The following is a 26503-nucleotide window of genomic DNA, read 5'->3' on the forward strand; positions in this document are numbered from 1 at the left end:
CCGGCGCGCGGGGGGCCGGCCGGCGTGGGGCGGCCCTCACCCTAACCCTCTCCCAGAGGGAGAGGGGATTGCTCAAGTGCTGGGAGCAGTTGAGTGTAGCGCCTGGGCCTGAGGCAGCGTGCCGAAGCTCGACGCAGCATGCGTTAGCCCCCCTCTCCCTCCGGGAGAGGGCTGGGGTCAGGGTGTCAGCTTGGCCTGGGGCGGGCCCTCACCCTAACTCTCTCCCTGGGGGAGAGGGGATCGCTCCAGTGCTGGGAACAGCTGGGTGTAGCGCCTGGGCCTGAGGCAGCGTGCCGAAGCTCGACGCAGCATGCGTTAGCCCCCCTCTCCCTCCGGGAGAGGGCTGGGGTGAGGGTGTCAGCTTGGCGTGGGGCGGGCCCTCACCCTAACTCTCTCCCTGGGGGAGAGGGGATCGCTCCAGTGCTGGGAACAGCTGGGTGTAGCGCCTGGGCCTGAGGCAGCGTGCCGAAGCTCGATGCAGCACGCGTTAGCCCCCTCTCCCTCCGGGAGAGGGCTGGGGTGAGGGTGTCAGCTTGGCGTGGGGTAGGCCCTCACCCTAACCCTCTCCCAGAGGGAGAGGGGATTGATTGGCGTGGGGCGAAACCTCGGAGTAGCTTCGGGCGCCCCTTCTCCCTCCGGGAGAGGGGGACTGGTTGGCGTGTGGTGAACCGTCAGGGTGACTTCGGATGCCCCCTCTCCCTCCGGGAGAGGGTTGGGGTGAGGGTGAGCGCCGGCACAGGTCCTCAGCCCTTCTTCAGCATCGCCCGCATCGCCGCCAGGGCGTCGTTGCCGCGGGCGGCCTTCTGTTCCTGCGGTGCTTCTTCCAGGCCCTCCCACTGCAGGTCCTCGGGAGGCAATTCGTCGAGGAAGCGACTGGGGGTGCAGTCGATCAGCTCGCCGTACTGCTTGCGCCGGGTGGCGTAGGTGAAGGCCAGGGTCTGGCGCGCGCGAGTGATGCCCACGTAGGCCAGGCGGCGCTCCTCCTCGATGGTGTCGGCTTCGATGCTGGAGCGGTGCGGCAGGATTTCCTCTTCCATGCCCATGATGAACACATAGGGGAATTCCAGGCCCTTGGAGGCGTGCAGGGTCATCATCTGCACCCCGTCGGCGCCTTCCTCTTCTTCCTGCTGGCGTTCGAGCATGTCGCGCAGGACCAGCTTGGCGATGGCGTCCTCGATGGTCATCTGGCCGTCCTCGTCCTTTTCCAGGATGTTCTTCAGCGCATCCAGGAGGAACCAGACGTTGCCCATGCGGAAGTCGGCGACCTTGTCGGAGCTGGCGTTCTGGCGGATCCAGTTCTCGTAGTCGATGTCCATCACCATGCTGCGCAGGGCGCCGATGGGATCCTCGCCCGCGCAGTTCTGGCGGACCCCGTCCATCCAGCGCTTGAAGCGCGACAGGCGTTCGGTGAAGCGGGCGTCCAGGTGCTCGCCCAGGCCGATCTCGTCGGCGGCGGCGTACATCGAGCGATCCCGGCTGCCGGCATAGTTGCCGAGCTTTTCCAGGGTGGTGGAGCCGATCTCCCGGCGCGGCACGTTGATGACCCGCAGGAAGGCGTTGTCGTCGTCCGGATTCACCAGCAGGCGCAGGTAGGACATCACGTCCTTGACCTCCTGGCGGGCGAAGAAGCTGGTGCCGCCGGAGAGCCGGTAGGGAATCTGGTGGTGCTGGAGCTTGAGCTCCATCAGCTTGGCCTGGTAGTTGCCGCGATAGAGGATGGCGAAATCGGCGTAGGGCCGCTGGGTCTTGAGGTGCAGCGTAAGGATCTCCAGGGCGATGCGCTCGGCCTCGCCATCCTCGTTCTTGCAGCGCAATACCCGGATCGGATCGCCGTGGCCCATCTCGCTCCACAGCTGCTTCTCGAACACGTGGGGGTTATTGGCGATGAGCACGTTGGCGCACCTGAGGATGCGACTGGTGGAGCGGTAGTTCTGCTCCAGCATCACCACCTTGAGCGAGGGGAAGTCGTCCTTGAGCTGCATCAGGTTTTCCGGTCGCGCGCCGCGCCAGGCGTAGATCGACTGGTCGTCGTCGCCCACCACGGTGAACTGGGCGCGCTCCTGCACCAGCATCTTCACCAGCAGGTACTGGCTGGTGTTGGTGTCCTGGTATTCGTCCACCAGCATGTAGCGGATGCGGTTGCGCCAGCGCTCCAGCACCTCGGGATGCTCCTGGAACAGCTTCACCGGCATCAGGATGAGGTCGTCGAAGTCGACCGCGTTGTAGGCCTTGAGGGTGCGCTGGTAGTGCAGGTAGACCACCGCGGCGGTCTGCTCCTTGGGCGTACGCGCCTTTTCCAGGGCCTCTTCCGGCAGGATGAGGTCGTTCTTCCAGTTGCCGATGTAGTTCTTGATCTCGTCCAGGCCGTCGTCGCCCTGGTATTCCTTCTGCATGATGTCGGTGAGCAGCGCCTTGATGTCGCCCTCGTCGAAGATCGAGAAGCCCGGCTTGTAGCCCAGGTGCACGTACTCGCGGCGAATGATGTTCAGCCCGAGGTTGTGGAAGGTCGAGACGGTCAGGCCGCGGCCTTCGCCGGCTTTCAGCAGGCTGGCCACCCGCGCCTTCATCTCGCGCGCCGCCTTGTTGGTGAAGGTCACGGCGCAGATGTACTGGGCGCGGACACCGCACTGCTGCACCAGGTAGGCGATCTTGCGGGTGATGACGCTGGTCTTGCCGGAGCCGGCACCGGCCAGCACCAGCAGGGGGCCGCTGATGTAGGCCACGGCTTCGGCCTGGCGGGGATTGAGCTTGGACATGGCGGACCGGGGTGACGACGCTGGGCGGGGGATTCTACCAGCGCCGGTCAGCCGCGGTCTCAGGGCTTGGGCGGTGGTGCGACGAAGGTCAGCTGGCGCGGATAGCCGTACTTCTCGCCGGGCAGCACCGGGCTGTCGAGGAACACGCCCATGCTGCGGCCGAATTCGCTGACGTGGGTGACGGCATAGTCCTGGCCGTCGGCCAGGCGGACGATGGCGCCCGGCTTGAATTCCTCGCGATTGCGCTCGGTGACCGGGATGGAAATGCCGGCGGCCTTGCGGTAGATGCCCTTGAGCCAGTCCTGGTTGGTGAAGTCGTTGATCGGGGTGTTGAAGCGCCCCGGCAGGCGCTGCAGATGGCGCCCGGTACCGGGCGCATCGTCCACCGCCAGACGCCGGGGATAACCCACGTTCTCGGCATCCAGCGGCTGGCCCTCGACGAACACGGCCAGGTTGTCGCCGACCCGCTGGACCTCGGTGATGGCGCGCCACTCGCCGTCGCCCAGCTGGACCTGCCGCCCGCTGATGAAGCCCTCGACGTTGGCCGGGGTCGCCGGAATGGTCACGCCGGCCACCCGGCGCAGGACGCCACGATCCCAGTCTTCGTTGCTGAAGTCGTTGATGGAGCTGGAGAGAAGTGGCTGGGTAGCGGAAGGCCCGTGCGAGGGGCTGGCGGTCTGTGCCTGGGCCAGCGGCAGACCGAGACAGCAGGCGCAGAACAGCAGGGCGGAGAGAGCCAGGCGAGTGGGCATAGAGGTCATCCTTAACGCAGGTTTCTTGTCGGTCCCATACCGGGAGTGGGCGATAGACCCCGGATGTCCCCCGGCGTTTGGCGAGCGCGGCGCAAAGCGGCAATTTTTTACCCGCGCGGCGTCGAACGGCAAGGGCTGCGTTAACCTGGGGCTTTTCCCTCGGGAGTCCAGCCATGCATTCGACCCTTGCCGCCGTCCCCCTGGCCAAGGCCTATCGCCTGCTCAACCACGGTCCCACGGTGCTGGTCAGCGCCGCCCACGCCGGCCGGCGCAACGTCATGGCCGCGGCCTGGGCCATGGCGGTGGATTTCGAGCCGGGCAAGGTGGCGGTGGTGCTCGACAAGCAGACCTGGACCCGCGAATTGCTGGAAGCCGAGGGCAGCTTCGTGCTCAGCGTGCCCTGCGCCGCCCAGGTGGATCTGGTGCAGACGGTAGGCAACACCAGCGGTCGCGAACTGGACAAGTTCGCCGCCTACGGCATCGAGACGCTGGCGGGCGAACAGGTCAGCGCGCCGCTGATCGCCGGCTGCGTGGCCTGGCTGGAATGCCGTTTGCTGCCCGAGGCGCACAACCAGCAGGGCTATGATCTGTTTCTCGGTGAGGTACTCGCCGCCCGGGCTGATACCCGGGTGTTTCGCGAGGGACGCTGGGATTTTCGCGGCCAGGATGGCCTGCGCACCCTGCATCACGTCGCCGGCGGTCACTTCCTGGTGATCGGCGACGGCATCCAGGGGCAGATGCTGACGCCGAAAGCCTGAGACCACCGGCGCCCGTGCCTGGCGCCGGCGCGCCGAGGTCAGACGCGGAAGCGCGCGACCATCTGCTGCAGATCGCCGCCCAGGCGGGCCAGCTCGTTGACCGAGGCCGCGGCATGGGCGTTGGCAGTGGCCGATTCCTCGGCCAGGCCGCTGACCTTGACCACGTTGCCGTTGATCTCCTCGGCGACCAGGCTCTGCTCTTCCACCGCGGTGGCGATCTGCTGATTGAGATTCTGGATCTCCGCCACCGCCTGGTAGATGACCTCCAGGGCGCGCTCGGCGTCCTGGGCCAGGGTCACGGTGCCCAGGGTGCGGTCGCGGCTGGCCTGCATCCGCGCACTGGCTTCGGTAGTGCCCTGCTGCAGGGTGGCGATGAGTTCGCCGATTTCCTGGGTGGATTCCTGGGTCCGCTGGGCCAGGGAGCGGACCTCGTCGGCCACCACGGCGAAGCCGCGGCCCTGTTCGCCGGCGCGGGCGGCTTCGATGGCGGCGTTGAGCGCCAGCAGGTTGGTCTGCTCGGCGATCGCCTTGATCACGTCGATGACGCTGCCGATGCGACCGCTGGCGGCGTCCAGGCGCTCCATGGCATCGCCCAGGCCCTGCACCTCTTCGGCGGCCAGGGTGATTTCCTCGGCCGCGCGCTTGACCGTGCGACTGCCTTCGCGGGCCATGCCGTCGGCGTTCTGCGCGGCGCTGGAGGCGTTGGCGGTGTTTTGCGCGACATTGTGCACCGTGGCCGCCATTTCGTTCATGGCGGTGGCCACCTGATGCATCTCGTCGCGCTGCTGGGTGGCACCGCGGCTGGTCTGGACGCCAAAGGCCGAGAGTTCGTCGGCCGCGCTGCTGAGTTGCCCCACGCCGCTGGCGATGCCACCGACCAGCTGACGCAGGTCATCGGCCATGGCCTGGGTGGTGCGTTGCAGTTCGCCCAGCTCGTCGCGGCGGCTCACCTCGCTGCGCTGGGTGAGATCGCCGGCGGCGACGCGCTTGAGCATGGCCATGGCGGTCGCCAGCGGCTGGGTGATCTGGCGGGTGATCAGCCAGGCGGCGGCAATGCCGATCAGCAGGGCGATCAGGCTGCTCAGCAGCAGCTTGAGCAGTGCGGCCTGGCGCTCGGCGGCGGCAGACTTCAGCTGGCCTTCGCCCAGCTGATCCAGCAACTGCACCAGCTTGTTGCCCTGCTCCTGCAGACTGGCAACGGCGGCCTGGGCCTGGCGATTCTGGGCGACGATGGATTCGAAAAAGGCGCGATAGCGGGTCACGTCCTGGGTGGCGCTGTAGAGGCGCGCGGCGGTATCGCCGTCGATCTGCTTCTGGGCGCTGGCCAGGGTCTTGAGCAACTCGTCAATGACCTTGAGGGTCGCCTGGGATTTGCTGTCATCGGGGGTGCCGAGGAAGCGACGGATGGCCAGGCGCACACCGACCATCTGCGCCTTCATCTCGGCCAGGGCCTTGAGGTCGGCGGTGCTGTAGCTGCCACCCGGAGCAAAGACCAGTTCGAACAGCTGGTCGAGGGTCTCGGTAACGGTGTCGGAGACCCGGGTCAGTTCCTTCTGCGCCTCGGCGCTGGTCTGGTTGGCCTGTTGCAGGGCAGCGAAGCGCTCCTGGTAGGTCTTCATCTCCTGCTGGATGTTGCCCAGGATGGCGACGTTGGCCGGGTTGGTCAGCAGGGTGAGGCCCTTGCCGATGTCTTCCGTCACCCTGGCCAGGGTGGCCTGTTGCCGGGTGGCATTGGCCGCGCTGGGATCGAGCAGGTAGGCCTTTTCGTCGATCCTGACGTCGAGCACGTCGGCCTTGAGCTGACCGCTGTAGCGCGTCTTGGTGATGCGGTCGAGCAGGGTGTTGGCTGTGAGGTAACCGAACAGCGCCACCACCGTCACCATGACCAGCAGGGCACCGAAGCCCAGCGCCAGCTTCTTGGAAATGCCGAGATTGCTCAGCCAGGAGGCTTTGGATACAGACATGGGAATTCCGGAAGAGAGTACGAAGACCTTCTTCATCGGCCGTCCCGATCGATACTTGAAAGCCGCACGTCAGGGCCGCCTGGTGGGCGGCCCTGCTGCCGACGGCCGGTTCCGTCCGCGGTGGTGACGAACCGACTCAGGCGGTTTCGCGGCTGTGCACGGGAACGGGCAACTCCAGCTCCAGCACCGAGATCAGCGCATTCTGCTGACGCTCGTTGAGCTGGCGAAAGCGCTGCAGCAGCAGTTGCTCGCTGGCATTGAGCAACTCGTCGTCCGCTTCGACCTGCGGCTGCTCCAGCACCCCGTCCTGTACCAGGCTGCGTTCCAGCCAGGCGACGATCTCGGTGTTCATGCTGTGCCGATGGGAGCGAGCCACGGCGGCGATGCGTTCACGCATCCCGTCGGGCAGGCGGACGACGAACTTTTCCGTGGGAATACCAGCGGGAGCGCGGTGGACGTAGGGCATGGAGGACCTCCAATACGAATGGACTGACGTCAAAGCGCCGACAACAGCAGTCGACCGGCGAAGAAAACCAGCACCAGGCCCATGGTTCGCTCGAACCAGTGGCCCAGGCGCAGGAAGGTCTGGCGAACGCGCGGACTGGAAAACAGCAGGCTGACCAGGGCGAACCAGCCGGCGTTGACCGCGCACATCCACAGGCCATAGAGGCCCTGGACGGTCAGCGGCGTACTGCCGCTGACCACGGTGGTGAAGATGGCCAGGAAGAACAGGGTGGCCTTGGGGTTGGTGGCGTTGGTCAGGAAGCCGGTGAGGAAGGCCTTGCCGGGTGACTGCCGCTGCAGGTCGGCCTGCTGCCACTGGCTGTCGTCCAGCGGCGCGGCGGTGGGCTTGCTGCGGATCAGGTTGAAGCCCAGCCAGAGGATGTAGGCGCCGCCGACCACCTTGGCGACCCCCAGCAGCCAGGGCGTGGCATGCATCAGGGCGCCGATGCCGAGCAGGGTGTAGAGCACGTGCACCGAGATGCCGGCGCCGATGCCCAGGGCGGTGCACAGGCCGATCAGGCGCCCGTATCTCACGCTCTGGCGCACGGTCACGGCGAAATCCGGGCCGGGCGCCAGCACGGCGAGGAAGTGGATGGTCGCCAGGGCGAGGAATTCGCTCAGGTAGGGGGACATGTCAGCTCCAGTACGTGAGGGGTTCGGCCGCCCCGCGATAGCCCACGAAGCACGACAGCGACAGCCGTGGCTGGTCGTTGCCGGGCGTCACGGCGTGCATGCGGCGGGAATTGAAGAGAATCAGGTCGCCCGGTTCGGGGCGGATGGTCAGGCAGGGCGGGCCGAGCCGGTCGGGCTCGATGCCGTAGCTGTCGCCGCGCAGGGCGTCGAAGGCCTCCGGCGCCAGTTCGCGTGACCAGAGCTGCAGTTCGCCGCCCCGGCTGGGCATGGTCAGGTAGACGTTGCAGGCCAGCTGAGCGACCAGGCTTTCGGCTTCCTCGCTGCCCGGCGCGTCCTTGGCGAAGATGTCGTGGTGGGCGAGAAAGCGCACCCCGGGTTTCACCACCCGCGACAGGCCGACGTACATCTTGCGACCCCAGAGGGTCTGCAGGCGGGCGCCGGCGGGCCAGACCTCGTCGAGGGTGCAGCGCACCAGGTCGATGGGATTGAGATAGGGGCGGCAGCGCCGGCGCAATTCTTCCAGGTTGCTGGCGACGCTGGCGAAATAGTCGTCCATCTGCGCGCGCTGGTGTTCCGCCTCGTAGAAGGCCATGCCGATGCGGCCGATGCTGGGGGCATTGGTGTAGGTGGCGAAGCCGTTGCCGAGGATCTGCTGGCCGAGGTCGTCGGCCAGCGGGCGCGGCACGAAGCGGCGCACCCGTACCGCCAGCAGGCGTTCCTCGGTGAGACGGAGCAGGCTCTCGGTGTCGAGAGCGTCGAGTTCGAGCAGCATGGCGCTTCCTTTCTGCGGGTGAGGTGAGCGGTTGATCAGGCGCCAGCCATGTCGTAGCTCACCAGCAGGCGCCCCTTCTTTTCCTTGACGCCCAGGGCGCTCAGGGCGCCGACCGCGCGCAGGGAACGCACGTGGGTCCCGCCGCAGGCATAGCGCGCCACGTCCTCGCCGAAGCGCACCTGGCGCTGGCCATCGGCCTGCACCTCGACGTGCAGCGGCAGGTCTTCTGCCACCAGGGCGTCGAAGTGCGCCTGCAGGGTTTCGCTGTCCAGCGGGTGGGATGCCTCGCCCGGAATGAATTCGATGCGGCCTTCGCCCGGCCAGTGATGGGCCTTGACCGGCTTCCAGCCATGGGCCTCGCCGATGTGGCCGAGCAGGTGCCCGGCCGAATGCAGCCGCGAATGCAGCTGGCGTCGGTCTTCGTCGACCCGGGCCAGCACGCGGCCGGGCGACAGGGGGCGGGTGGTGTGGTGCAGGATGCGTTCGCCGTCCTGGACCACCCGGGTCACCTCTGCGGTACCGATCCAGCCGGTGTCGCTGGGCTGCCCACCGCCCTGGGGATGGAAGGGCGTGGCCAGCAGTTCGACGACAAAACCGTCCTCGGCGGCGCTACAGGCGTGGACCTCGACCTCGGCGATCAGGCTGTCGCTCAGAAAATACAGGCGCTCGGTCATACGTCTACTACCTAGAAAACGAGAAACATCCTCATTCTAAAGAGCGCACGCAAGGGTGATAATCCACCCTCTCTCCAAAGGAATTTTGCGCTGTGAGCATAAATCTTCCCCTGCCGCTGCTCAGCGAGATGGCCATTTTCGTCCGGGTGGTGGAGAGCGGCAGCTTCTCTGCGGCAGCCCGCCAGCTCGGTCTGACCCCGTCTTCCACCAGTCGCAGCGTGGCGCGCCTGGAGAAGGCCCTGGGCACGCGACTGCTCAATCGCAGTACGCGCAAGCTGCGGCTGTCGGAGGCGGGAGAGGAGGTTTTTCGGCGCTGCAGCGACATGGTCGGCGCCGCGCGAGCGGTGCTGGAGGTCAGTGGCCAGTTCAACCAGGCGCCGGCCGGCATCGTCCGGCTGTCGGTGCCCAAGGCGGTGGGCAGCACGGTGATCCATCCGCACATGGCCGACTTCCTGCGGCGCTACCCGGCGGTGGACGTGCAATTGCTGCTGGAGGACCGCTATGTCGATCTGATCGACGAGAACGTCGACCTGGCTATCCGCATCACCGACCGACCACCGCCCGGACTGGTGGGCCGTCAGTTGCTGACCATCGAGCACCTGCTCTGCGCCACGCCGCAGTACCTGGCCGCGCACGGTAAGCCCGCCCATCCCCGCGATCTGGCCGGGCACAGCTGCATCTACCTGGCGGAAGAGCCGGCCGATTCGCGCTGGAAATTCCGCCAGGGCGCCAAGGTGGTCCATGTCAATGTGCGCGGACGCTACGCCGCCAACCACACCGGGGTACGCCTGGACGCGGTGCTCAGCCACATCGGCATCGGCAGCCTGCCACTGTTCACCGCCCAGGCGGCCCTGGCCCGCGGCGAGATCGTCCAGGTGCTGCCGGAGTGGTCCTTTCTGCCGCATTACCACGGCGGCGCCTGGCTGCTCTATCCGGCGACGCGCCACCTGCCGCCCAAGCTCAAGGTGTTCATCGACTTCCTGGTCGAGCGCCTGGGCGACCAGGCGCTGCGCCCGGGCCAGGGCGCGGCCGCGCTGCCCGAGCAGCGCTTCCAGGAGCTGACCATCGGCAGCTAGGCACTGCCGGTCGCTATTCGTGATGCTTTTCACAAGTCCTGTTACAACTGGCAGTATTAGGTGAAACGATTCACCTAACGTTTCTCTGCCTGCCGCATCGCGCTTTTCTCTGGGCCATGCTCCCCACGGCCCGCCTGCGCGGGTGGATCGGGTTGCCACCGCGATCCTTGCCCTGGCAAAACAAGAAAGGATTTCCCCATGCTCGCTTCATCACCCTCGCTCGCCGCACCCGTGGCGGCCACCCCGCGCAAGGGGCTGGTCGTGCTCATCGCCGTGATCGCCGCCCTCGGCGGCCTGCTGTTCGGCTACGACACCGGCATCATCGGCGTCGCCCTGCTCGGCCTCGGCCGCGAATTCGCCATGGACGACACCGTCAAGCAACTGGTGACCGGCGCCATCATCTTTGGCGCCCTGTTCGGCTGCCTCGGCACCGGCCCGATCTCCGACCGCCTCGGCCGGCGCAAGACCATTATCGGCGTGGCCCTGGTGTTCGCCCTGGGCTCTGTGCTTTCGGCGCTGTCGCCTAACGTCACCCTGCTGATCCTGTCGCGCTTTCTGCTCGGTCTGTCGGCCGGCAGCTCCACCCAGATCATTCCGGTGTACATCGCCGAGGTGGCGCCGCCGGAGCACCGCGGCAAGCTGGTGGTGCTGTTCCAGTTCATGGTGGTGTTCGGCATCACCGTGGCCTACTTCACCGGCTTCGCCCTGGACGAGCACTGGCGCTGGATGTTCGGCCTCGGCCTGGTGCCGGCGCTGATCCTGCTGGCCGGCATGACGGTGCTGCCGGAAAGTCCGCGCTGGCTGCTGGTCAAGGGTCGCGAGGGTGATGCCCTGGCGGTGCTGGAGCGGGTCCGCGGTGGCAAGGCCGCGGCCGAGGCCGAACTGGCCGAGATCAAGACCGTGAGCAACGCGCCGGAAGGCAAATGGAGCGACCTGTTCTCGCCCTGGGTCCGACCGGCCCTGCTGGTGGGCGCTGGCATCGCCATGTTCTCGCAGATCACCGGCAACAACGCGCTGATCTACTATGCGCCGACCATCCTCACCCAGGCCGGCTTCTCCGATCAGACCGCGGTGCTGGCCACCGGCTGCAGCACCATCCTGGTGGTGATCATGACCGTGGTCGGCAGCTTCCTGGTGGATCGCATCGGTCGCCGCCGCTATCTGCTGACGCTGATTCCCGGCTCCATCATCGCCCTGGCGATCATGGGCTACCTGTTCCAGGGCGCCGGTCCCCAGACCGATGTCGAGCGCTGGACGGTGGTGGCCTGCCTGGCCGCCTACCTGATGCTCAACTGCGGCGGCTTCGGCGTCTGCATCTGGCTGATCAACGCCGAGGTCTATCCGCTGTTCGTGCGCGGCAAGGGCGCCAGCGTCGGTGCCTTCAGCCACTGGGGCTTCGACCTGCTGGTGACCCTCACCACCCTGAGCCTGGTGACCAAGCTGGGCGCCGCCCACACCTTCTGGCTCTATGCCGGGATTTCCCTGGTGGCGCTGCTGTTCATCTGGCGCCTGGTGCCGGAGACCAAGGGCAAGAGCCTGGAGCAGATCGAGCACGACCTGCGCGAGCGGCGCTTCTTTCCCTATCAGCGGAAGGGCTGAACGCGAGCTCCGGTGCTAGGGTCGCAACAGGAGCGGAGATAGAGCTCCGCTCCTGTTCGCCTGTGCCGGAGTCCTGCCATGCGCCCCCTCACCCTCGACCTCGATCTGCTGGCTGCCGCCCTCGACAGCCGGGAGCGAGGCACCCACTTCCTTGACCTTGCCAGCGGCGCCCTGCGCCTGCTCGATCCGGACGACCTCAGTCTGGAAGAGCGCGAGGAACTGGAAGATCCCGAACGCTACCTGCCACTGCCGCGCCTGACCCAGGACGATCGCCTGGAACTGCGCGAAGCCTTTCTGCACCAGTTGCGCCACCCCCATGCCCAGCCGCTCTTGCGGGCCGCCCTGGAAAGCCGGCGGCCGATCCGGACCTTCGACTACGAACTGGACCTCTTCCCCTCGGTACGCGAGGCCTGGCAGGCCTTTGCCCTGAGTCGTCTCAAGGAAGAAGTGCTGGTGCTGCTGGACGAAGCCGGCCTGGAAGCCCTGCCGGCGGATGGGCGGATGCCGCTGCCGGACGATGTCCCCGAGGGCATCCGGCGGCGGCTGGAGAAGGGGCGTGAGCGATAGGGCTCGCCACCCCGATGGTCAGCTGAGCACCTTAGTTTGCCGAAGCGTCCGGGAGCATGCCGGCGCTACGCATGAGGTCCGGCAGTCCTTGTTCCTCGATGGCATAGACGCCGCGCTCAGCTTTCCAGATCAATGCCTTCTCCTGCAAGGCAGCCAATGCCTGCTGCACATTCTGCGCGTAGGCGGCCTCTTGGGCCTGGGCCTCGTTCATGCCGGAGAGCTGCAGCATGTCTGCGTACTTGCCGAGTGTGGCCAGCTCGAAGGGCGCATACTCCTTACCCTGGACCGCCATTACCTTCAACACGGCCGCTTGAATCGGTGTGAGGCTGCGAATCACGGCGAGCGCGCTCTCTGACATCTCTCGCACATGCTCGTCGACGGCTTCAGCGAAAGCGGCATTGCCCACTGCAGCATCATCGATCATCGAGTATTCGAGTACCTCACGGGCTGCTTGCATCGCCTCGGGGCGATAGCCCGCTTCGACGAATTTGCTCCAGACCACTTCTGGATCGAGGGCGAAGTCGAGCCTGGACTGCGCGCAGAACCAGTCCACATAGCCTCTGTCGAGATGGGGAAAGTTTACCAGCGGCGCATTGAAGAAGGCTTGATCGCGGCTGTTTCTGAGCATCGCCAGCTTGTCCCGGCTGGAACCGGTACAGATAAGTCTCAAACCATGATGGTGTGAGCCGTTCAATTCGTCGCGAGCCGCCTTGAGGGCGAAGAGCGTATTGCTGCCAGCCGTGGTGGTCACGGCATGCTGAGCTTCGTCGATAATGAGCGCTATCGGCTTGCCGAGACTATCCGACAGCGCGGCTAGCGCAGCGGCCAGGGTTATGCCCTTGGCTTTGCCGATGCTGCCGGTATCTATCTCGACCCCACCCACCTTGAGTTTCACCACACCACTTTGCTTGGTCAGCTTGGCGATTAGACCAAGATTGCGCTCGATGGATACCTGTACCGCCTGGTTGATTAACTCGGCCGGATCAGTCTGTCGATTCGACCAGAGATCGACGTAGATCACCTCAGCACCCGCGAGCTGGAGGGCAGGCGCCAAGTCTTCACGCATGAAGGTGGTCTTGCCGGTTCGCCATGGCGCTGCCAAGAACAGACCGGGATGCAGCGGGTCTGCCATAATCTTGGCGGCATAGGTGGTAGCCATGGCATGGCGGTGATAGAAGCGCTCAGGCATCGACCATTCCCTGTTTAAAGGCGATTAAAGATCTTTATAGACCTTTATAGATCGTCGCTCTGAAGCCTACTTAGTGCTGGTCGTGCCCGTGCCGATAGAGCTTGAGCTCCACCATCAGGTCGTCGGTGAGGGTTTCCAGGTGGGCCTGCAGGGCCTCGAGTTCGAGGTCCGCCGGGAGCGCCAGCAGGGCGGTGGCGTGGAACAGCGCCTCGCTGCTCATGGGCGCCGGGCGGGTCTCGGTGGACAGGCGCTCGACGTTGACGCCCACCTGATGCAGTGCTCGGGTGATGTCGCGGACGATGCCGACGCGATCGTTGCCCAGCAGGTCGAGCTGCACCAGCGGCGCGCCCACTGCAGCAGGTTGGCCGGGTTCGCCGACCAGGATGCGCAGGCCGGGAATGGCCAGCTGCTGCAGCGTCTCCACCAGGCCATTGCGCAATTCCGGTTCCACTTCCACCGAGAGGATGCCGGCGAACTGGCCGGCCAGGTGGGCCATGCGGCTTTCCAGCCAGTTGCCACCCTGGGCGGCCACGCAGTCGGCCAGGGCTTCCACCAGACCGGGGCGATCAGGGGCGATGACGGTCAGGACCAGGTGTTCCATGGCGGGCTCCAGGGCGGGCAGAAGGAGTCTCCAGTCTAGCCCGCCCGATCGCCGCCGGCCTACTGGATGTCTTCGGGTTTGACGATCACCCAGTGCTTGTCCGCGTTCACCGCCACACCGGCCTTGGCCTGGCCTTCGGCGTTGCTCTTCATCATCGCCTCGATCTGGGTGCGGTACTTGGACTTGCGGTCGATCCACAGATGGATGCCGTTCTTGGCGGCGTCCACGCCCTGGAACAGCATGGGGCCGTCGCTGACCGGGGTGTCGCCGCCGACCAGGATGGGTTTCTTCCAGGGATCTATGTAGGTGAGGATGGCCGCGTACTTGCCGGCGAACCAGGTGGCCGGGGTCCAGAGATAGGGCGTGACCTGCAGCTTCAGGTTGGCCTGGGGATCGTACTTGCCTTCGGCGATCTGCTTGCGGGCGGTGGTCAGGGCACCGGTGGCCGGGTCCTTGAGCAGCGTGGTGACGCCGATGACGTTTTCCGGCTTCACGCCATAGCCGTAGCGCGGATCGGCGGCCACCATGCGTACCAGCTCCTCGTGGGCGGCGCTGATCACATAGACCTCGATGCCGTTCTCCATCAGCTTGTGATAGAGCTCCTGCTGGCCGGTGAAGGGCTTGGGCGGGTTGATCTCCACCGTCTCGATCTTGTCGTCCTTGCCGTAGTAGGTGGCGGGGATCGGCTTGCCGTAGGCCATCAGCTCGTCGACGTAGCCCTTGAGCTGCTGCAGGGTGAAGCCGGAGAACACCTGGGCGACCCAGGGGTAGCAGACCAGGTCGTCGACCTCGCACAGCCGGTAGTAGTAGCTGTTGAGGCTCTCCTTGTGGCCACCGACGTCCTTGAAGGGGATCAGCTTGAGCGAGGGATCCAGGGTGTCGCGGGTCAGCACGCCCTTCATCTCCAGGAAGGGCAGCAGGGCCTCTTCCAGGTCATAGCGATAGCTGGTGTTGTCCATGTCGAACACCGCGTAGTTGCCCTGGTTGGCATTGGCGGCGATTAGGGCATCCAGCTGGCGGGCGGCATCGGCCGGCCAGTGGGTCAGCTCGGTGGCGGCAGCGGTGAGGCTGAGCAGACCGCCGGCCAGGCCGGCGAGAAGGCGGGGAAGGGAGGGCATCGGCGGGCTCCGGCACGGCGACCGCGGTATGCGGTCATCTGGTCTAGACCATAGCAAAAGGTCATGACAGTTCGATGCGCGGAGCGACCTGGGTGGGCGCGAGAGCGGCACGGCCTGCCGCTCTGCGACAGCCCTGTCAGGCGGTGACGGTCTTGAAGCGCGGCTGGGTGTTGCCCTTGAACAGGGTCAGGGTCGCGACCAGGCCGAGCACGGCGGCCAGGGTCAGCCACATCCCGGGGGCGGCCTTGTTGCCGGTCTCCTGGATCAGCCAGGTGCAGACCATCGGGGTGAAGCCACCGAAGGTCGCGGTGGCCAGGCTGTAGGCCAGGGAGAAGCCGGTGGTGCGCACATGGGCCGGCATCACCTCGGTCAGGGCCACCACCATGCCACCGTTGTAGGTGCCATAGAGGAAGGACAGCCACAGCTCGACCATCAGCAGGCGCGAGAAGCCCGGGGCGTGGGTCAGCCAGATCATCGCCGGGTAGGCGGTGAGGATGGCCAGCACGGTGGCGAAGATCAGCAGCGGACGGCGGCCGACGCGGTCGCTCAGAGCGCCCATCACCGGCAGCCAGATGAAGTTGGAGATGCCCACGCAGGCGGTGACGATCAGGCTGTCCAGATCGGTCAGGTGCAGCTCGTGACGGCCGAAGGTCGGGGTGTAGGCGGTGATCAGGTAGAAGGAGGCGGTGGTCATGGAGACCATGGCCACGCCCGCCAGTACCACGCCGAAGTTCTGGCCGATGGAGGTCATGGTCTCGCCGAAGGTCGGCCGATGCTTGCGCGCCTCGAACTCGGGGCTCTCTTCCAGGGAACGACGGATGATGAACAGGAAGGGCACGATCAGGCAGCCGATCAGGAAGGGAATGCGCCAGCCCCACTCACCCATCTCGGCGGGCGACAGCCAGTGGTTCAGCAGGGCGCCCAGCACGCCGGCGAAGACCACCGCGACCTGCTGACTGGCGGACTGCCAGGAAACGAAGAAGCCCTTGCGACCGGGGGTGGCGATTTCCGACAGGTAGACGGACACGCCGCCCAGTTCGACGCCAGCGGAGAAGCCCTGCAGCAGGCGGCCGAGCAGCACCAGCAGCGGTGCGGCGACGCCCAGGGTGGCGTAGCCCGGCACCACCGCGATCAGCAGGGTACCCAGGGCCATCATCGCCAGGGTGACGATCAGGCCGTGGCGACGGCCGTGGCGATCGATGTAGGCGCCGAGGAAGATGGCCCCCAGGGGGCGCATCAGGAAGCCGGCGCCGAAGGTGGCCAGCGACAGCATCAGGGAGGCGAGCTCGTTGTCGCCGGGGAAGAACGTCTTGGCGATGGCCGTGGCATAGAAGCCATAGACCATGAAGTCGTACATTTCGAGGAAGTTTCCGCTGACGACGCGGAAAACGGATTTGGCTTTCGAGGTGGTGGCCATGACTGCTAGCTCGGATTGAGTTTGTTATAGGAGACAGCTCGCGCAGGGCGCCCAGACCTCTCGCGGGTGGGTCGCGCTATTTGTAACCTTATGTGTTGCAAAAGCGCGCTGGCAAGCTGAATCGGACCGGAACCCCCGAATTTCATGGGTTTGAAAGGTTATTGAAAGGTTCGCGACATTACGTCTGGAAATTATTGTCCAGTTGACACGTTGTCGCAGTTCAGGTGGCAAGCATTTGCCAGAACGCCGCCCCGACCCCGGCCAGACTTTCCCCGGCGATGAGGCCGGCCGCGGCGGCCAGGGCGAAGCGCTCGGCCAGGCCCGGCGCCCGCCAGCGCACCAAGGCGGTGAGCAGGGCGCCCAGGGTCATCATCAGCGCCACCGAGGCCGGCAGGATGAAGGCCAGCCCCAGGGCCGCCGAGCTGGGCAGCCAGTGAGCGCGGCGGTTGGGTAGCAGGGCCTCGGCCAGGCCCAGCAGCAAGCCGGCCAGGGCGCCCAGGACGATGCCCAGGCGCATGGCGCCATCGAGGGCACCCAGGCCCTGGGTCAGGGTCTCCGCCACCGCCTTCCACTGGGCCACCGCCGGTGCCGGCCAGGCGGCACTGAGCAGCAGCGCCTGGGGATCGGGAATCAGCAGGCGGTAGGTGAGCACCCCGGTCACCGCGCCCAGGGCGATGCCCAGGCATTGGGCGACCACCTGCTTGGCCGGGGTGGCGCCGATGGCCTGGCCGACCTTGAAGTCGTTCATCAGGTCGGTGCTCTGGCCCGCCGCGCCGCCTGCGGTATTGGCGCCCATTAGGTTGATGTTGACCTGCCCGGGAGCGGCCAGGCCGAAGGTCAGCTGCGACAGCTGGCCGATGGCGCCAATGGGCGGGATGCCGGTGGCGCCGACCACCCGCGCGGCCATGGCGGCGAGAAACAGCGCCAGGGGCAGGGCCAGCAGCGCCAGCCAGGGATCTATGCCGAACAGCCGCACCTGCAGCACCACCACCAGCAGAGCCGCCACCAGCAGCAGCGCCAGCGGCCAGGCGCGGGGCCGCTGCCAGCCCTGGCGACGGCGTTCGGCGCGGGGCAGGGTGATCAGCCGCACGGCCAGCGCAGCCAGGGTGGCGCTGACCATCAGGCTCACCCCTGGCCAGAGCAGCCACTGCACCAGGAAGGCGTATTGCGGACCGCTGGCGCCGGCCGGCAAGGCGGCGACACCGCTGGCCAGCAGCCAGGGCGCCACCGCGCCCCAGGCCAGCAGGGTGCCGAGCAGCAGCGACAGTCCGACCCTCAGGCCGATGATGCCGCCGAAGCCGAGCAGCAGCAGCGAGGGATCGAAACTGAAGGTCAGGCGTTCCAGGGCGGGCGAGGGCGCGGCCCGCGGCAGCGTCCAGGCGAAGCTGTCCACCAGCTTGACCGCCGCCGACAGCGCCAGGGCGCCCAGCAGCACCCGCAGGCGGGTCAGGGCTTCGGCGCCGCTGGCATAGACCTGGCGCAGCGCTTCCAGGGTGGCCAGGCCCTCGGGGAATTTCAGACTGGCATCGGCCAGCAGCAGGGGCCGCAGATACCAGGCCACCCAGATGCCCAGAAAGCTCACCGCGAACACCCAGCCCATCAGCGGCAGGGTCGGCAATTGCTGGCCGGTCAGCAGGGTGTAGGCCGGGATGGGCGCGACCAGACCGCCGGAGACGATGCTGGCGGCCGCCGAGGCCACGGTCTGGTTGATGTTGCTCTCGTGCAGCGTCCAGCCCGGTTGCTGCAGGCGGCGACCCAGGCGGTGCCAGAGGCCGTAGCTCACCAGCAGGGCGATGATCGACATGTTGAACGACCAGCCGATCTTGAGGCCGGCATAGACATTGGCCGGGGTCAGCAGGATGCCCAGCAGCGCCCCGGTGAGCAGCGCCCGGGGGCTGAGTTCGCGCTCCACGGGCAGCGGCAGGTCGGTTGCGGCGGCGTTGGCAGTGGGCAAGAGGGCCTCCTCGGTCAGGCGATCATGGCGTGGTCAGGGGACCCCCGGGCGCGGCGGTTGGTTCGCGCCCTCAGGGTGGCGCCCGGTCCAGGTCTGGCGCAGGGCCTCGATCAACTGGCGCAGGCCGGGTGGCGGCTGGCGCCGACTCGGGTAGTAGATGCACAGCGGCGCGCCGGGCGAGGCCCAGTCGGGCAGCACCTGCTCCAGGCGTCCGTCGCGCAATTCGTCGGCCACCCGCCATTCCAGGCAATAGGCCAGGGCCAGGCCGTCGAGGGCGACCTGGATCGAGGTCTCGGTCTCGTTGACCGTGAGCGGGCCGGGCACGTCGATCGTCCGCGTGGTGGCGCCGCCGCCCAGCTCCCAGCGATAGAGGGCGCCGTTGCCCAGCCGCAGGCGCACGCAGCGATGCTCGGCAAGCTCCTCCGGCTGCTGCGGTCGGCCGTGACGGTCGAGGTAGGCGGGGGCGCCCACCACGATCCAGCGCAATTCATCGGTGAGCGGCAGGGCGACCATGTCCTGGGGCACGGTGTCGCCATAGCGGATGCCGGCATCGAGGCCGTCGGCGACGATGTCCACCGGGCGATCCTCGACGCTGATGTCCAGTTGCAACTGCGGATAGGCGGCCAGCAGCCGGGGCAGGGTAGGGGTCAGCAGCAGCCGCGCCGCATCGCGCGGCACGCTCAGGCGCAGGCGCCCGACCGGGGCGTCGCGGTGCTGGTCCAGCTCGCCCAGGGCCTCGCCGATGAGGGCGAAACCCTGTTCGAGCTTTTCCACCAGCGCCGCGCCGGCCAGGGTCGGCACCACCGAGCGACTGGTGCGATTGAGCAGCTTGACCCCCAGCCGGGTCTCCAGCTGGCGCAGGGCATGGCTCAGCGCCGAGGTGGTGACGCCCAGTTCGATGGCGGCCTGGCGAAAGCTGCGCCGCCGGACCAGGGCGACGAAGACATTGAGATCGGCCAGTTCGCCGCGATTCAGGGTAGGCATGCACAATCCTCGCGCGATAAGGGTCAAGCGTTCGTTGAGCCCTATTCAACGCCTTTTGAATTAGCCTCACAAGGTTGATCCTTCCAACTGGCGTTGCCGCCTGGAGCTTTCCATGACTGAAACCCTACGTATCCCGGGTATCGATACCCCCGTTTCCCGCATCGCCCTCGGCACCTGGGCCATCGGTGGCTGGATGTGGGGCGGTACCGACGAAGCCCGCTCCATCGAGACCATCCGTGGCGCCGTGCAGGGCGGCATCAACCTGATCGACACCGCGCCGGTGTACGGCTTTGGCCGTTCCGAGGAAATCGTCGGCAAGGCCCTGGAGGGCATCCGTGACCAGGCGGTGATCGCCACCAAGGTAGCCCTGGAGTGGCCCAACGAAGAGGTGCGCCGCAATGCCAGCGCGGCCCGCATTCGCCAGGAGGTGGAAGACTCCCTGCGGCGTCTGCGTACCGATCGCATCGACCTCTATCAGGTGCACTGGCCCGATCCCCAGGTACCCCACGAGGAAACCGCGCGCGAACTGGAGCGCCTGCGGCAGGCGGGCAAGATCCTCGCCATCGGTGTGAGCAATTATTCGCCCGAGCAACTGGAGGCCTTCCGCCAGTTCGCCAACCCCTCCACGGTGCAGCCGCCCTACAACCTCTTCGAACGCGCCATCGAGGCCGACGTGCTGCCCTACGCCCAGCGCCATGGCCTGGTGGTGCTGGCCTATGGCGCGCTGTGCCGCGGCCTGCTGTCCGGGCGCATGAATGCCCAGACGCAATTCGATGGCGACGACTTGCGCCAGGGCGATCCCAAGTTCCAGGCCCCGCGCTTCGCCCAGTATCTGGCCGCGGTGGAGGCCCTGACCGCCTTTGCCCGCGAGCGCCATGGCAAGTCTATGCTGGCCCTGGCGGTGCGCTGGATCCTCGACCAGGGGCCGACCATCGCCCTCTGGGGCGCGCGCAAGCCTGAGCAACTGCAGGGCCTCGACGAAGCCTTCGGTTGGCAGCTGTCCGCCGAGGACCTGACCGCCATCGACGCCATCCTCGCCGAGCACGTCAAGGACCCGGTGGGGCCGGAGTTCATGGCGCCGCCCCTGCGTTGATCAGTGCGGGCGGGGCACCCTGGCGCCGCCCCGTTGCCTAAGGTACTCAGCCACAAGAGGTGAGCATCATGGCCAAGCGCGACGATCTCGACCATAAGCCGGAAAACGCCGGCAAGGTCGGCGAGACCCACAAGGAACTCAATCAGGGCGGTGAAGAACAGCGCCCGCAGAACGACAAGCGCCCCGAGCAGCCCAAGGAAAATCCGGATCCGGGTTACTGAGGCGGGCGCTGAAACAAGCAAAGGCGCACGGGTTCAGACCGGTGCGCCTTTGCTTTTGTCGCCGGGGTGCTCTGCTGACCCCTGCAGCCAGTACGGTCAGAAGCTGCGTGGCGGGGCTGCCATGCCGCTCTCGTCGCCTACCGCACCAGGCGTATTGCCCTGAACAGCGGTACGACCGACATTCATGCCCGCGGTCGCCTGGGTGGACCCCAGGGTACTGCCAGTGCCTGCGGCGGGTGAGCCGGCCATCGACTCGACCCCGGCATCGGGATCGTTACCCAGGTCGCTGGACGAAACCCCTGCACCGCCTGGCTGGCGCCTGTCAGGACTGGCCTGGCGCGCGTCCTTCGCCACGTCCTGTCCCGCCGCCTTGACCTGCTCGTAGCCTCTGCTGGCCGCCTGCTTGGCCTTGGTGGTGAGCTTGTCGCTGTGCTTGCCCAGCGCGCGATCCTCGGTCTCGGTACGCGGCAGCGAGGCCCCCAGCAGGGCGCCAAGGGCGATGCCCAGCGCACCGACCACCAGCGGCTGTTCGCGTAGCAGGGTCTCGAAGGTACCCTTGAGCTGTTGCGCCTGGTCGGCCAGGGCGTCCTTGGCATGAGCCGCGCTATCGGTCAGCCGCTCCCCGGTCTCGGAGGCCTTGGCCGATACGCTCTCGCCCAGCCCGGTGACCTTGTCGCGCACGTCGTGACTGCCACGGTTCAGAGAATCGCGGGTATGGCCTGCGCTGCCGGCAACCGAGTCCAGCGCACCGGACAACCTGTCCTTGAGCGGGGTGCCCGTCGTGGCAGGAGCCGGCGTGCGATTCTGCCCCAGCGCCAGCCACAGCAAACCCACCGAGGTCAGTACGGCCGGCACCGGATTGGCCTTGAGGGTGTTGCCCAGGTTGTGGGCGAATTCACCGCCGTGCCCCTTGGTGTAGGACAACGCCTGATCGAACAGCTGACCGGGTGACAGTTGGCTTTCCAGGGCCCCTACCAGGTTTTCGATGCGCTCGCGCTTCTGGTCGATCTCGCGTTCGAGTTCTTCGGGATTCTTTCTGGATTCCAGATCGATCTGATCGGTGATGCTCATTGTGCGGCCCTCCGTACGGCGTCCTTGTCCTTCTGCAGGCTGTTGACGGTGCGATCAGGGGTGAAGTGGGACGGTTCGAACTGTTTCTTGCCCGACTGCAGCATGATGAAGCCGATCACCATGACCACGGCGCCCACCAGCAGGGCGGCGGCCCAGGGGGTGAGGTACTGGGAGAGGAAATAGACGATGCCCATGAGCAGCACGATGAAGCCGGCTAGCAGCACGATGGCGCCGGCCGCGACCCCGGCCACACCGGCCTTGGTGGTGCGCAGCGACTCGCCCAGTTCGGCCTTGGCCAGCGCCAGTTCCTTGGTGAACAGCGCCGGTACCTCGTGGACCAGCTGCTTGACCAGGCCGACGACCGAGGTATCGCCCTCGGGAGAACGCGGAGTGGGATTCTCGTTGATCATGGCTGCTTGTCTCCGCTCAGGGTGGGACGATCCAGGTGGCTGGATGAGGTGCCGCTGTTCAGGCTGCTGCCGGTACGCGCCGGATTGATCGCCGCACCGCCGAGGGGGTCGCCACTGCCGGTGGTGGTCGGCGCATGGAGGTCGGGCCTCTTGGGAATGTTGTTGGTGTGGATGACGTCGGCACCGGCCGCCGGCTCCACCAGTTCGTTTTCCGCCGCGACCGCGGGCGTGGTCAGCGAGGGCATCTCGTCGGGACCGCTGACGCGGGAATGGCTGCCGGTGTCCGGCTGGGTGGAGGCCTTTAGAAAACGCGACAGGCCGAAGCCGATGGCAATGCTGCCGGTCAGGAACAGGGCCGGATTGTCGCGCGCCAGGGTGCCGGCCTGGTGCAGCAACTGCTCGGCGCTCTTGCCACGCAGATCCTCGGCCAGGCCGGTCAGGCTCTGCGCCATGTCGCTGACATAGTGCGCCAGGCCCAGGGTGTCCTTGTCTTCCAGTTCGTCTGCGGCCGCCTGGGCGCTTTGCGCAAGGGCACCGAGCTGGTCGGCAGCGGTGTCCCGATAGTGTTCGTACTGGGCAGCACCTTCCTGTTTGGCATCCTGCACCGTGTCTTGGGCGACCTCTTTGAGGTCGTGCAGATGGGCCTCTGCCGTAGCACCGTCCTTGGTCTGCGAGGGTTGTCCCTGAGCGGAATTGAGGGGCGTCGTCATACGCGGGTACCTGTGGGCAGAACCTTGTCGTGGCCGGCAGAGAGTTCTCGGCGACCGTTCGTGTGCCTTGCCTTTTAGGTGACCGGGCGCAATGAGCAGCAGTTCTCACGCGGCGTCGGTTTGGCGGCAAAGCAGACAAACGGTTTTACCTACGGGGGTAGCTACAAGCGCAACGGCCGCGGCAGGGGAAGGCCTCTGGGGTGGGCAATGAAACGCAGTCGCAACAGGGGCAACCATTCGTCATGCCCAGGGTGGCGATAGGCAAATTCGATGAACGATTTTTCGTCTGGTGCGGTCGATTTCTGCAGACGTTGATGTTCGCGCCAACTAGGCGAACCCCTTTTTCTCTTCACGTCCTGACAGGAGATCTCTCATGGCCGTTGCCAATGCCAAGCAAGAACTCAAGACCGTTTCCAGCGTCAAGCAGAAGGCCCATCAGGGCGAAGACGCCACCCTGCAGAACCAGCAGGCCGTAGGTGAAGCCCTGGCCGTGTTGCTGTCCGATGTCTTCGCGCTGTACATCAAGACCAAGAATTACCACTGGCACATGAAGGGCTCGCACTTCCGCGACTACCACCTGCTGCTGGACGAGCAAGCTGCCCAGCTGTACGGCATCACCGACCTGATCGCCGAGCGTGCCCGCAAGATCGGCCAGCCCACCGTGCGCTCCCTGGAGCAGATGGTGCAACTCAAGCGCCTGGCCAGCAGCGATGCCACCGATCTGTCGGCGGACCAGATGCTGACCGAGCTGCATGACGATAACCAGTCGCTGGCAGCCTACATGCGCACCACCCACACCCTGACCGACGACGCCAATGACGTCTCCACCACCAGCCTGCTGGAAGAGTGGATCGACCAGGCCGAAGAACGCGCCTGGTTCCTGGGTCAGACCGTCGGCAAATAAGCCGCGGCAGCTACCTGAAAGCCCGTCTCCGGACGGGCTTTTTCATGGGCGCTCGCCAGGACGCGGGGTTGCTGCTGGTACTGGCGCGGGGTACAGCCGAACTCCCGGCGAAACACCGCGTGCAGGTACTGCGCCGAGGTGAAACCGCAACGCCGGGCGACCTCGGCCAGACTCGGGGCCTCTTCCTGTAACGCCACGGCCGCGGCGGCCAGCTTGAAGCCGAGAATCTCGTCGTGGACGCTGCGCCCCAGTTCGCGGCGAAAGGACGTCTCCAGGGCCGAGCGGGAGATGCCGACATAGCTGGCCACCTGCTCGGTCTTGATGCCCTGGCAGGCGTACTGGCGGATAAAGTGCAGGGCGCGCATCACCTGGGGATGCCGCACCGGCTGGTGGCGACTGGAGGCCTGGACGTTGATGCCCTCCGGCGGGATCAGCACCCGTGGCGCCCCCAGTTCGACGCCGTGCAGGCGCTGGTGCAGGAGTCGCGCCGCTTCCCGGCCGATGGCCTCGGTCCCCTGGATCACCGAGGTCAGGGGCACGCGGGTCAGGGTGCGCGCCAGCGGATCGTTGTCGATGCCCACCAGCGCCACCTGTTCCGGCACCGGGATGCCGGCCGTGAAACAGGCCTGCAGGAGTTGCCGCGCCCGGGCGTCGGTGACGGCGAGGATGCCCACCGGCTTGGGCAGGGCTTCCAGCCAGGCGATCAGCTGTTCCACCGCCGTATCCCATAGCGGCGCGCTGGTCTCCAGGCCGCGATAGATCTCCACCGGCAGGCCGTCGCGACGGAGCAGGGCGGCAAAGGCCGCCTCGCGCTCGCCGGCCCAGCGATTGGTGTCGGCGGCGGGCAGGCTGAAGCAGGCGAAGCGGGTCAGGCCGGATTCGATCAGGTGGTCATAGGCCAGGCGCACCAGGGCGGCGTTGTCGGTGGCCACGTAGGGAATGCCGGGCGGGTAGTCGGTCGGGGCCGCGTAGGAGCCGCCGACGGCCACCACCGGCAGCGCGCTGTGGGCCAGGGCGGCGCTCACTGCCGGGTCGTCGAAGTCGGCGATGATGCCGTCGCCCTGCCAGCGCTCGATGCCCTTGAGCCGACAGAGGAAGTCCTCTTCCAGGAACAGATCCCAGCGCGCCCGGGTGCCGCTCAGGTAGTTGCCGATGCCGGTGAGGATGCCTCTGTCATAGATCTTGCTGCCGTTGAACAGCAGGGCGACGCGGTGGACGGGCGGCTGGCTGGGCATGGCGGGGTTCCGGCAGGAGGCGCGGGCGGGGCTCCAGACTACGACCGGCGAGCCCTCCTCTCAAGCGGCAAAATCGCACCTGGCTCTGGTGATTTTCACAATAGGCAGCCTGGGTGGCGGCGCTACCATCGACGCAAACCGGTACGCCGTATCGGGTGCGACAGATAAGAACAAGGACAACGCCATGGCTTATTTCCCCAATGTCGAGAAAGTCCGCTACGCCGGGCCCGACAGCGATTCTCCGCTTGCCTTCCGCCACTACGAAGCCGACCGCCTGGTCATGGGCAAGCCCATGCGCGAGCACCTGCGCATGGCGGTCTGCTACTGGCACACCTTCGTCTGGCCGGGTAGCGATGTCTTCGGTCAGGGCACCTTCCAGCGGCCCTGGCAGGCAGCGGGTTCGCCCCTGGAGCAGGCCCGCGCCAAGGCCACCGCCGCCTTCGAATTCTTCAGCAAGCTCGGCGTGGACTACTACTGCTTCCACGACACCGACGTCGCCCCCGAAGGCGCCAATTTCACCGAGTACCGCGAGAACTTCGCTCGCCTGGTGGACGATCTGGAGCGCCACCAGAGCGAGTCCGGCCTCAAGCTGCTGTGGGGCACCGCCAACTGCTTCAGCCACCCGCGCTATGCCGCCGGCGCCGCCAGCAACCCTGACCCGGAAGTCTTCGCCTGCGCCGCCACCCAGGTCTGCACGGCGATGAACGCCACCCACCGCCTGGGCGGCGAGAACTATGTGCTGTGGGGCGGCCGCGAAGGCTACGAGACCCTGCTCAACACCGACCTTAGGCGCGAGCGCGACCAACTCGGCCGCTTCATGCGCATGGTGGTGGAGCACAAGCACCGCATCGGCTTCCAGGGCGATCTGCTGATCGAGCCCAAGCCCCAGGAGCCCACCAAGCACCAGTACGACTATGACGTGGCCACCGTCTTCGGCTTCCTGCAGCAGTTCGGGCTGGAGAAGGAGATCAAGGTCAACATCGAGGCCAACCACGCGACCCTCGCCGGGCACAGCTTCCAGCACGAGATCGCCAGCGCCGTGGCCCTCGGCGTGTTCGGCAGCATCGACGCCAACCGTGGCGATCCGCAGAACGGCTGGGACACCGACCAGTTCCCCAACAGCGTCGAGGAAATGACCCTGGCGATCTACGAGATCCTCAAGGGCGGCGGCTTCACCCGCGGCGGCTTCAACTTCGACGCCAAGGTGCGGCGCCAGAGCCTGGACGACGTCGACCTGTTCCACGGCCACGTGGCGGCCATGGACACCCTGGCGCTGTCGCTGGAACGCGCCGCGGCGCTCTTGCAGGACGATCCCCTGGGCAACTTCAAGGCCGAGCGTTATGCCGGCTGGGACCAGACCCTCGGTCAGCGCATCCTCGGTGGCCAGCTGAGCCTGGAACAACTGGCCGAGCACACCTTCAGCCAGGGTCTGGCGCCCCAGCCGGTGAGCGGTCGCCAGGAGCTGCTCGAAGGCGTGGTCAACCGTTACCTGTACCGCTAGCGATCGCGAGCGGGTCGGCAGAAAAGCCTGCCCGACCCGC

25 protein-coding genes and 1 pseudogene are annotated in these 26503 nt (G+C 66.7%); 8 read left to right on the forward strand and 18 right to left on the reverse strand.

Annotated elements, in window-relative coordinates:
• Positions 1-743: 743 nt before the first annotated feature.
• Both rep and QMX82_RS06160 read right to left on the reverse strand, forming a co-directional pair.
• Positions 744-2756 carry a DNA helicase Rep gene (rep, locus tag QMX82_RS06155; protein WP_208693537.1) on the reverse strand — a complete coding sequence of 671 codons (2013 nt, stop codon included), beginning with the start codon at positions 2754-2756 and terminating at the stop codon, positions 744-746.
• 59 nt (positions 2757-2815) lie between these two features.
• Entirely contained in the window at positions 2816-3508 is a 693-nt protein-coding gene (locus QMX82_RS06160; protein WP_208693538.1) for a hypothetical protein, read from the reverse strand.
• A gap of 173 nt (positions 3509-3681) precedes the next feature.
• On the opposite strand from QMX82_RS06160, the gene QMX82_RS06165 reads away from it, so the two are divergent.
• The gene (locus tag QMX82_RS06165; RefSeq protein ID WP_282281539.1) at positions 3682-4266 is read left to right on the forward strand and encodes a flavin reductase family protein; all 585 of its coding nucleotides are present in this window, start codon (positions 3682-3684) and stop codon (positions 4264-4266) included.
• Between the two features lie 38 nt (positions 4267-4304).
• Here QMX82_RS06165 and QMX82_RS25960 read toward each other — a convergent pair whose 3' ends face one another.
• The 6 genes and pseudogenes from QMX82_RS25960 to QMX82_RS06190 form a co-directional block, all read right to left on the reverse strand.
• The gene (locus QMX82_RS25960) at positions 4305-4850 is read right to left on the reverse strand and encodes a methyl-accepting chemotaxis protein (protein WP_372241648.1); all 546 of its coding nucleotides are present in this window, start codon (positions 4848-4850) and stop codon (positions 4305-4307) included.
• A gap of 153 nt (positions 4851-5003) precedes the next feature.
• A pseudogene (locus QMX82_RS25965) lies at positions 5004-6266 on the reverse strand (HAMP domain-containing methyl-accepting chemotaxis protein); the annotation flags it as partial.
• Between the two features lie 100 nt (positions 6267-6366).
• On the reverse strand, positions 6367-6696 hold the full coding sequence (locus tag QMX82_RS06175; RefSeq protein ID WP_158893856.1) for an Arc family DNA-binding protein: 330 nt from the start codon (positions 6694-6696) through the stop codon (positions 6367-6369).
• A gap of 29 nt (positions 6697-6725) precedes the next feature.
• Positions 6726-7367, reverse strand: coding sequence for a LysE family translocator (locus QMX82_RS06180; protein ID WP_158893854.1), 642 nt, complete (start codon positions 7365-7367; stop codon positions 6726-6728).
• 1 nt (position 7368) lies between these two features.
• Positions 7369-8139, reverse strand: coding sequence for a 2OG-Fe(II) oxygenase (locus QMX82_RS06185; protein ID WP_208693541.1), 771 nt, complete (start codon positions 8137-8139; stop codon positions 7369-7371).
• 35 nt (positions 8140-8174) lie between these two features.
• Positions 8175-8813 carry an alanyl-tRNA editing protein gene (locus QMX82_RS06190; protein ID WP_282281541.1) on the reverse strand — a complete coding sequence of 213 codons (639 nt, stop codon included), beginning with the start codon at positions 8811-8813 and terminating at the stop codon, positions 8175-8177.
• Positions 8814-8905: 92 nt separating this feature from the next.
• Between QMX82_RS06190 and QMX82_RS06195 the strand changes: the two genes are divergently transcribed.
• The 3 genes from QMX82_RS06195 to QMX82_RS06205 all read left to right on the forward strand — a co-directional run bounded on the left by QMX82_RS06195 (position 8906) and on the right by QMX82_RS06205 (position 12055).
• The gene (locus tag QMX82_RS06195) at positions 8906-9889 is read left to right on the forward strand and encodes a LysR family transcriptional regulator (protein ID WP_282281542.1); all 984 of its coding nucleotides are present in this window, start codon (positions 8906-8908) and stop codon (positions 9887-9889) included.
• 198 nt (positions 9890-10087) lie between these two features.
• Complete coding sequence (locus QMX82_RS06200; RefSeq protein WP_208693543.1) at positions 10088-11488, forward strand: sugar porter family MFS transporter; 1401 nt, start codon at positions 10088-10090, stop codon at positions 11486-11488.
• A 78-nt stretch (positions 11489-11566) separates the two neighbouring features.
• Positions 11567-12055 (forward strand): UPF0158 family protein, encoded by a 489-nt coding sequence (locus tag QMX82_RS06205; RefSeq protein ID WP_208693544.1) that lies wholly within the window; start codon positions 11567-11569, stop codon positions 12053-12055.
• 31 nt (positions 12056-12086) lie between these two features.
• Here QMX82_RS06205 and QMX82_RS06210 read toward each other — a convergent pair whose 3' ends face one another.
• The 6 genes from QMX82_RS06210 to QMX82_RS06235 all read right to left on the reverse strand — a co-directional run bounded on the left by QMX82_RS06210 (position 12087) and on the right by QMX82_RS06235 (position 19318).
• Positions 12087-13244 (reverse strand): ATP-binding protein, encoded by a 1158-nt coding sequence (locus QMX82_RS06210; RefSeq protein ID WP_282281543.1) that lies wholly within the window; start codon positions 13242-13244, stop codon positions 12087-12089.
• 70 nt (positions 13245-13314) lie between these two features.
• Positions 13315-13845 carry a glycine cleavage system protein R gene (locus tag QMX82_RS06215; RefSeq protein WP_187980559.1) on the reverse strand — a complete coding sequence of 177 codons (531 nt, stop codon included), beginning with the start codon at positions 13843-13845 and terminating at the stop codon, positions 13315-13317.
• A 59-nt stretch (positions 13846-13904) separates the two neighbouring features.
• Entirely contained in the window at positions 13905-14963 is a 1059-nt protein-coding gene (locus tag QMX82_RS06220; protein WP_208693546.1) for a haloacid dehalogenase-like hydrolase, read from the reverse strand.
• Between the two features lie 136 nt (positions 14964-15099).
• Entirely contained in the window at positions 15100-16380 is a 1281-nt protein-coding gene (locus tag QMX82_RS06225; RefSeq protein WP_208693547.1) for an MFS transporter, read from the reverse strand.
• A gap of 220 nt (positions 16381-16600) precedes the next feature.
• Positions 16601-18334 carry an OPT/YSL family transporter gene (locus QMX82_RS06230; RefSeq protein WP_282281544.1) on the reverse strand — a complete coding sequence of 578 codons (1734 nt, stop codon included), beginning with the start codon at positions 18332-18334 and terminating at the stop codon, positions 16601-16603.
• A 33-nt stretch (positions 18335-18367) separates the two neighbouring features.
• Positions 18368-19318 carry a LysR family transcriptional regulator gene (locus QMX82_RS06235; protein ID WP_282281545.1) on the reverse strand — a complete coding sequence of 317 codons (951 nt, stop codon included), beginning with the start codon at positions 19316-19318 and terminating at the stop codon, positions 18368-18370.
• Between the two features lie 112 nt (positions 19319-19430).
• On the opposite strand from QMX82_RS06235, the gene QMX82_RS06240 reads away from it, so the two are divergent.
• Positions 19431-20411 (forward strand): aldo/keto reductase, encoded by a 981-nt coding sequence (locus QMX82_RS06240; RefSeq protein WP_133862019.1) that lies wholly within the window; start codon positions 19431-19433, stop codon positions 20409-20411.
• 68 nt (positions 20412-20479) lie between these two features.
• Entirely contained in the window at positions 20480-20632 is a 153-nt protein-coding gene (locus QMX82_RS06245) for a hypothetical protein (RefSeq protein ID WP_017639863.1), read from the forward strand.
• A gap of 96 nt (positions 20633-20728) precedes the next feature.
• Here the strand turns inward: QMX82_RS06245 and QMX82_RS06250 are convergent, their stop codons facing one another.
• Genes QMX82_RS06250 through QMX82_RS06260 form a run of 3 tightly spaced genes read right to left on the reverse strand, consistent with a single transcriptional unit; the run spans position 20729 to position 22823 of the window.
• Entirely contained in the window at positions 20729-21703 is a 975-nt protein-coding gene (locus tag QMX82_RS06250; RefSeq protein ID WP_282281546.1) for a DUF3618 domain-containing protein, read from the reverse strand.
• Positions 21700-22113: a phage holin family protein gene (locus QMX82_RS06255; RefSeq protein ID WP_208693551.1), complete on the reverse strand. Its 414-nt coding sequence runs from the start codon at positions 22111-22113 to the stop codon at positions 21700-21702. The genes QMX82_RS06250 and QMX82_RS06255 overlap by 4 nt, the downstream gene beginning before the upstream one ends.
• The gene (locus QMX82_RS06260; protein WP_282281547.1) at positions 22110-22823 is read right to left on the reverse strand and encodes a hypothetical protein; all 714 of its coding nucleotides are present in this window, start codon (positions 22821-22823) and stop codon (positions 22110-22112) included. The genes QMX82_RS06255 and QMX82_RS06260 overlap by 4 nt, the downstream gene beginning before the upstream one ends.
• A gap of 373 nt (positions 22824-23196) precedes the next feature.
• On the opposite strand from QMX82_RS06260, the gene QMX82_RS06265 reads away from it, so the two are divergent.
• On the forward strand, positions 23197-23727 hold the full coding sequence (locus QMX82_RS06265) for a Dps family protein (RefSeq protein WP_158890586.1): 531 nt from the start codon (positions 23197-23199) through the stop codon (positions 23725-23727).
• Here the strand turns inward: QMX82_RS06265 and QMX82_RS06270 are convergent.
• Complete coding sequence (locus QMX82_RS06270) at positions 23709-24962, reverse strand: XylR family transcriptional regulator (RefSeq protein ID WP_208693552.1); 1254 nt, start codon at positions 24960-24962, stop codon at positions 23709-23711. The two genes, QMX82_RS06265 and QMX82_RS06270, sit on opposite strands and share 19 nt — an antisense overlap.
• 184 nt (positions 24963-25146) lie before the next feature.
• Between QMX82_RS06270 and xylA the strand changes: the two genes are divergently transcribed.
• A complete protein-coding gene (gene xylA, locus QMX82_RS06275) occupies positions 25147-26463 on the forward strand; it encodes a xylose isomerase (RefSeq protein ID WP_282281548.1) in 1317 nt (438 codons plus the stop codon).
• Positions 26464-26503 lie beyond the last annotated feature (40 nt).

This window comes from Pseudomonas sp. PS02302 (genome assembly GCF_029959585.1).
GTDB lineage: Bacteria > Pseudomonadota > Gammaproteobacteria > Pseudomonadales > Pseudomonadaceae > Chryseomonas > Chryseomonas aestiva.

Coding starts and splice junctions, on each gene's coding strand:
- rep (WP_208693537.1), bottom strand. CDS start 2,756: ATGTCCAAGCTCAATCCCCGCCAGGCCGAAGCCGTGGCCTACATCAGC.
- QMX82_RS06160 (WP_208693538.1), bottom strand. CDS start 3,508: ATGCCCACTCGCCTGGCTCTCTCCGCCCTGCTGTTCTGCGCCTGCTGT.
- QMX82_RS06165 (WP_282281539.1), top strand. CDS start 3,682: ATGCATTCGACCCTTGCCGCCGTCCCCCTGGCCAAGGCCTATCGCCTG.
- QMX82_RS25960 (WP_372241648.1), bottom strand. CDS start 4,850: ATGGAGCGCCTGGACGCCGCCAGCGGTCGCATCGGCAGCGTCATCGAC.
- QMX82_RS06175 (WP_158893856.1), bottom strand. CDS start 6,696: ATGCCCTACGTCCACCGCGCTCCCGCTGGTATTCCCACGGAAAAGTTC.
- QMX82_RS06180 (WP_158893854.1), bottom strand. CDS start 7,367: ATGTCCCCCTACCTGAGCGAATTCCTCGCCCTGGCGACCATCCACTTC.
- QMX82_RS06185 (WP_208693541.1), bottom strand. CDS start 8,139: ATGCTGCTCGAACTCGACGCTCTCGACACCGAGAGCCTGCTCCGTCTC.
- QMX82_RS06190 (WP_282281541.1), bottom strand. CDS start 8,813: ATGACCGAGCGCCTGTATTTTCTGAGCGACAGCCTGATCGCCGAGGTC.
- QMX82_RS06200 (WP_208693543.1), top strand. CDS start 10,088: ATGCTCGCTTCATCACCCTCGCTCGCCGCACCCGTGGCGGCCACCCCG.
- QMX82_RS06205 (WP_208693544.1), top strand. CDS start 11,567: ATGCGCCCCCTCACCCTCGACCTCGATCTGCTGGCTGCCGCCCTCGAC.
- QMX82_RS06210 (WP_282281543.1), bottom strand. CDS start 13,244: ATGCCTGAGCGCTTCTATCACCGCCATGCCATGGCTACCACCTATGCC.
- QMX82_RS06215 (WP_187980559.1), bottom strand. CDS start 13,845: ATGGAACACCTGGTCCTGACCGTCATCGCCCCTGATCGCCCCGGTCTG.
- QMX82_RS06220 (WP_208693546.1), bottom strand. CDS start 14,963: ATGCCCTCCCTTCCCCGCCTTCTCGCCGGCCTGGCCGGCGGTCTGCTC.
- QMX82_RS06225 (WP_208693547.1), bottom strand. CDS start 16,380: ATGGCCACCACCTCGAAAGCCAAATCCGTTTTCCGCGTCGTCAGCGGA.
- QMX82_RS06235 (WP_282281545.1), bottom strand. CDS start 19,318: ATGCCTACCCTGAATCGCGGCGAACTGGCCGATCTCAATGTCTTCGTC.
- QMX82_RS06240 (WP_133862019.1), top strand. CDS start 19,431: ATGACTGAAACCCTACGTATCCCGGGTATCGATACCCCCGTTTCCCGC.
- QMX82_RS06245 (WP_017639863.1), top strand. CDS start 20,480: ATGGCCAAGCGCGACGATCTCGACCATAAGCCGGAAAACGCCGGCAAG.
- QMX82_RS06250 (WP_282281546.1), bottom strand. CDS start 21,703: ATGAGCATCACCGATCAGATCGATCTGGAATCCAGAAAGAATCCCGAA.
- QMX82_RS06255 (WP_208693551.1), bottom strand. CDS start 22,113: ATGATCAACGAGAATCCCACTCCGCGTTCTCCCGAGGGCGATACCTCG.
- QMX82_RS06260 (WP_282281547.1), bottom strand. CDS start 22,823: ATGACGACGCCCCTCAATTCCGCTCAGGGACAACCCTCGCAGACCAAG.
- QMX82_RS06265 (WP_158890586.1), top strand. CDS start 23,197: ATGGCCGTTGCCAATGCCAAGCAAGAACTCAAGACCGTTTCCAGCGTC.
- QMX82_RS06270 (WP_208693552.1), bottom strand. CDS start 24,962: ATGCCCAGCCAGCCGCCCGTCCACCGCGTCGCCCTGCTGTTCAACGGC.
- xylA (WP_282281548.1), top strand. CDS start 25,147: ATGGCTTATTTCCCCAATGTCGAGAAAGTCCGCTACGCCGGGCCCGAC.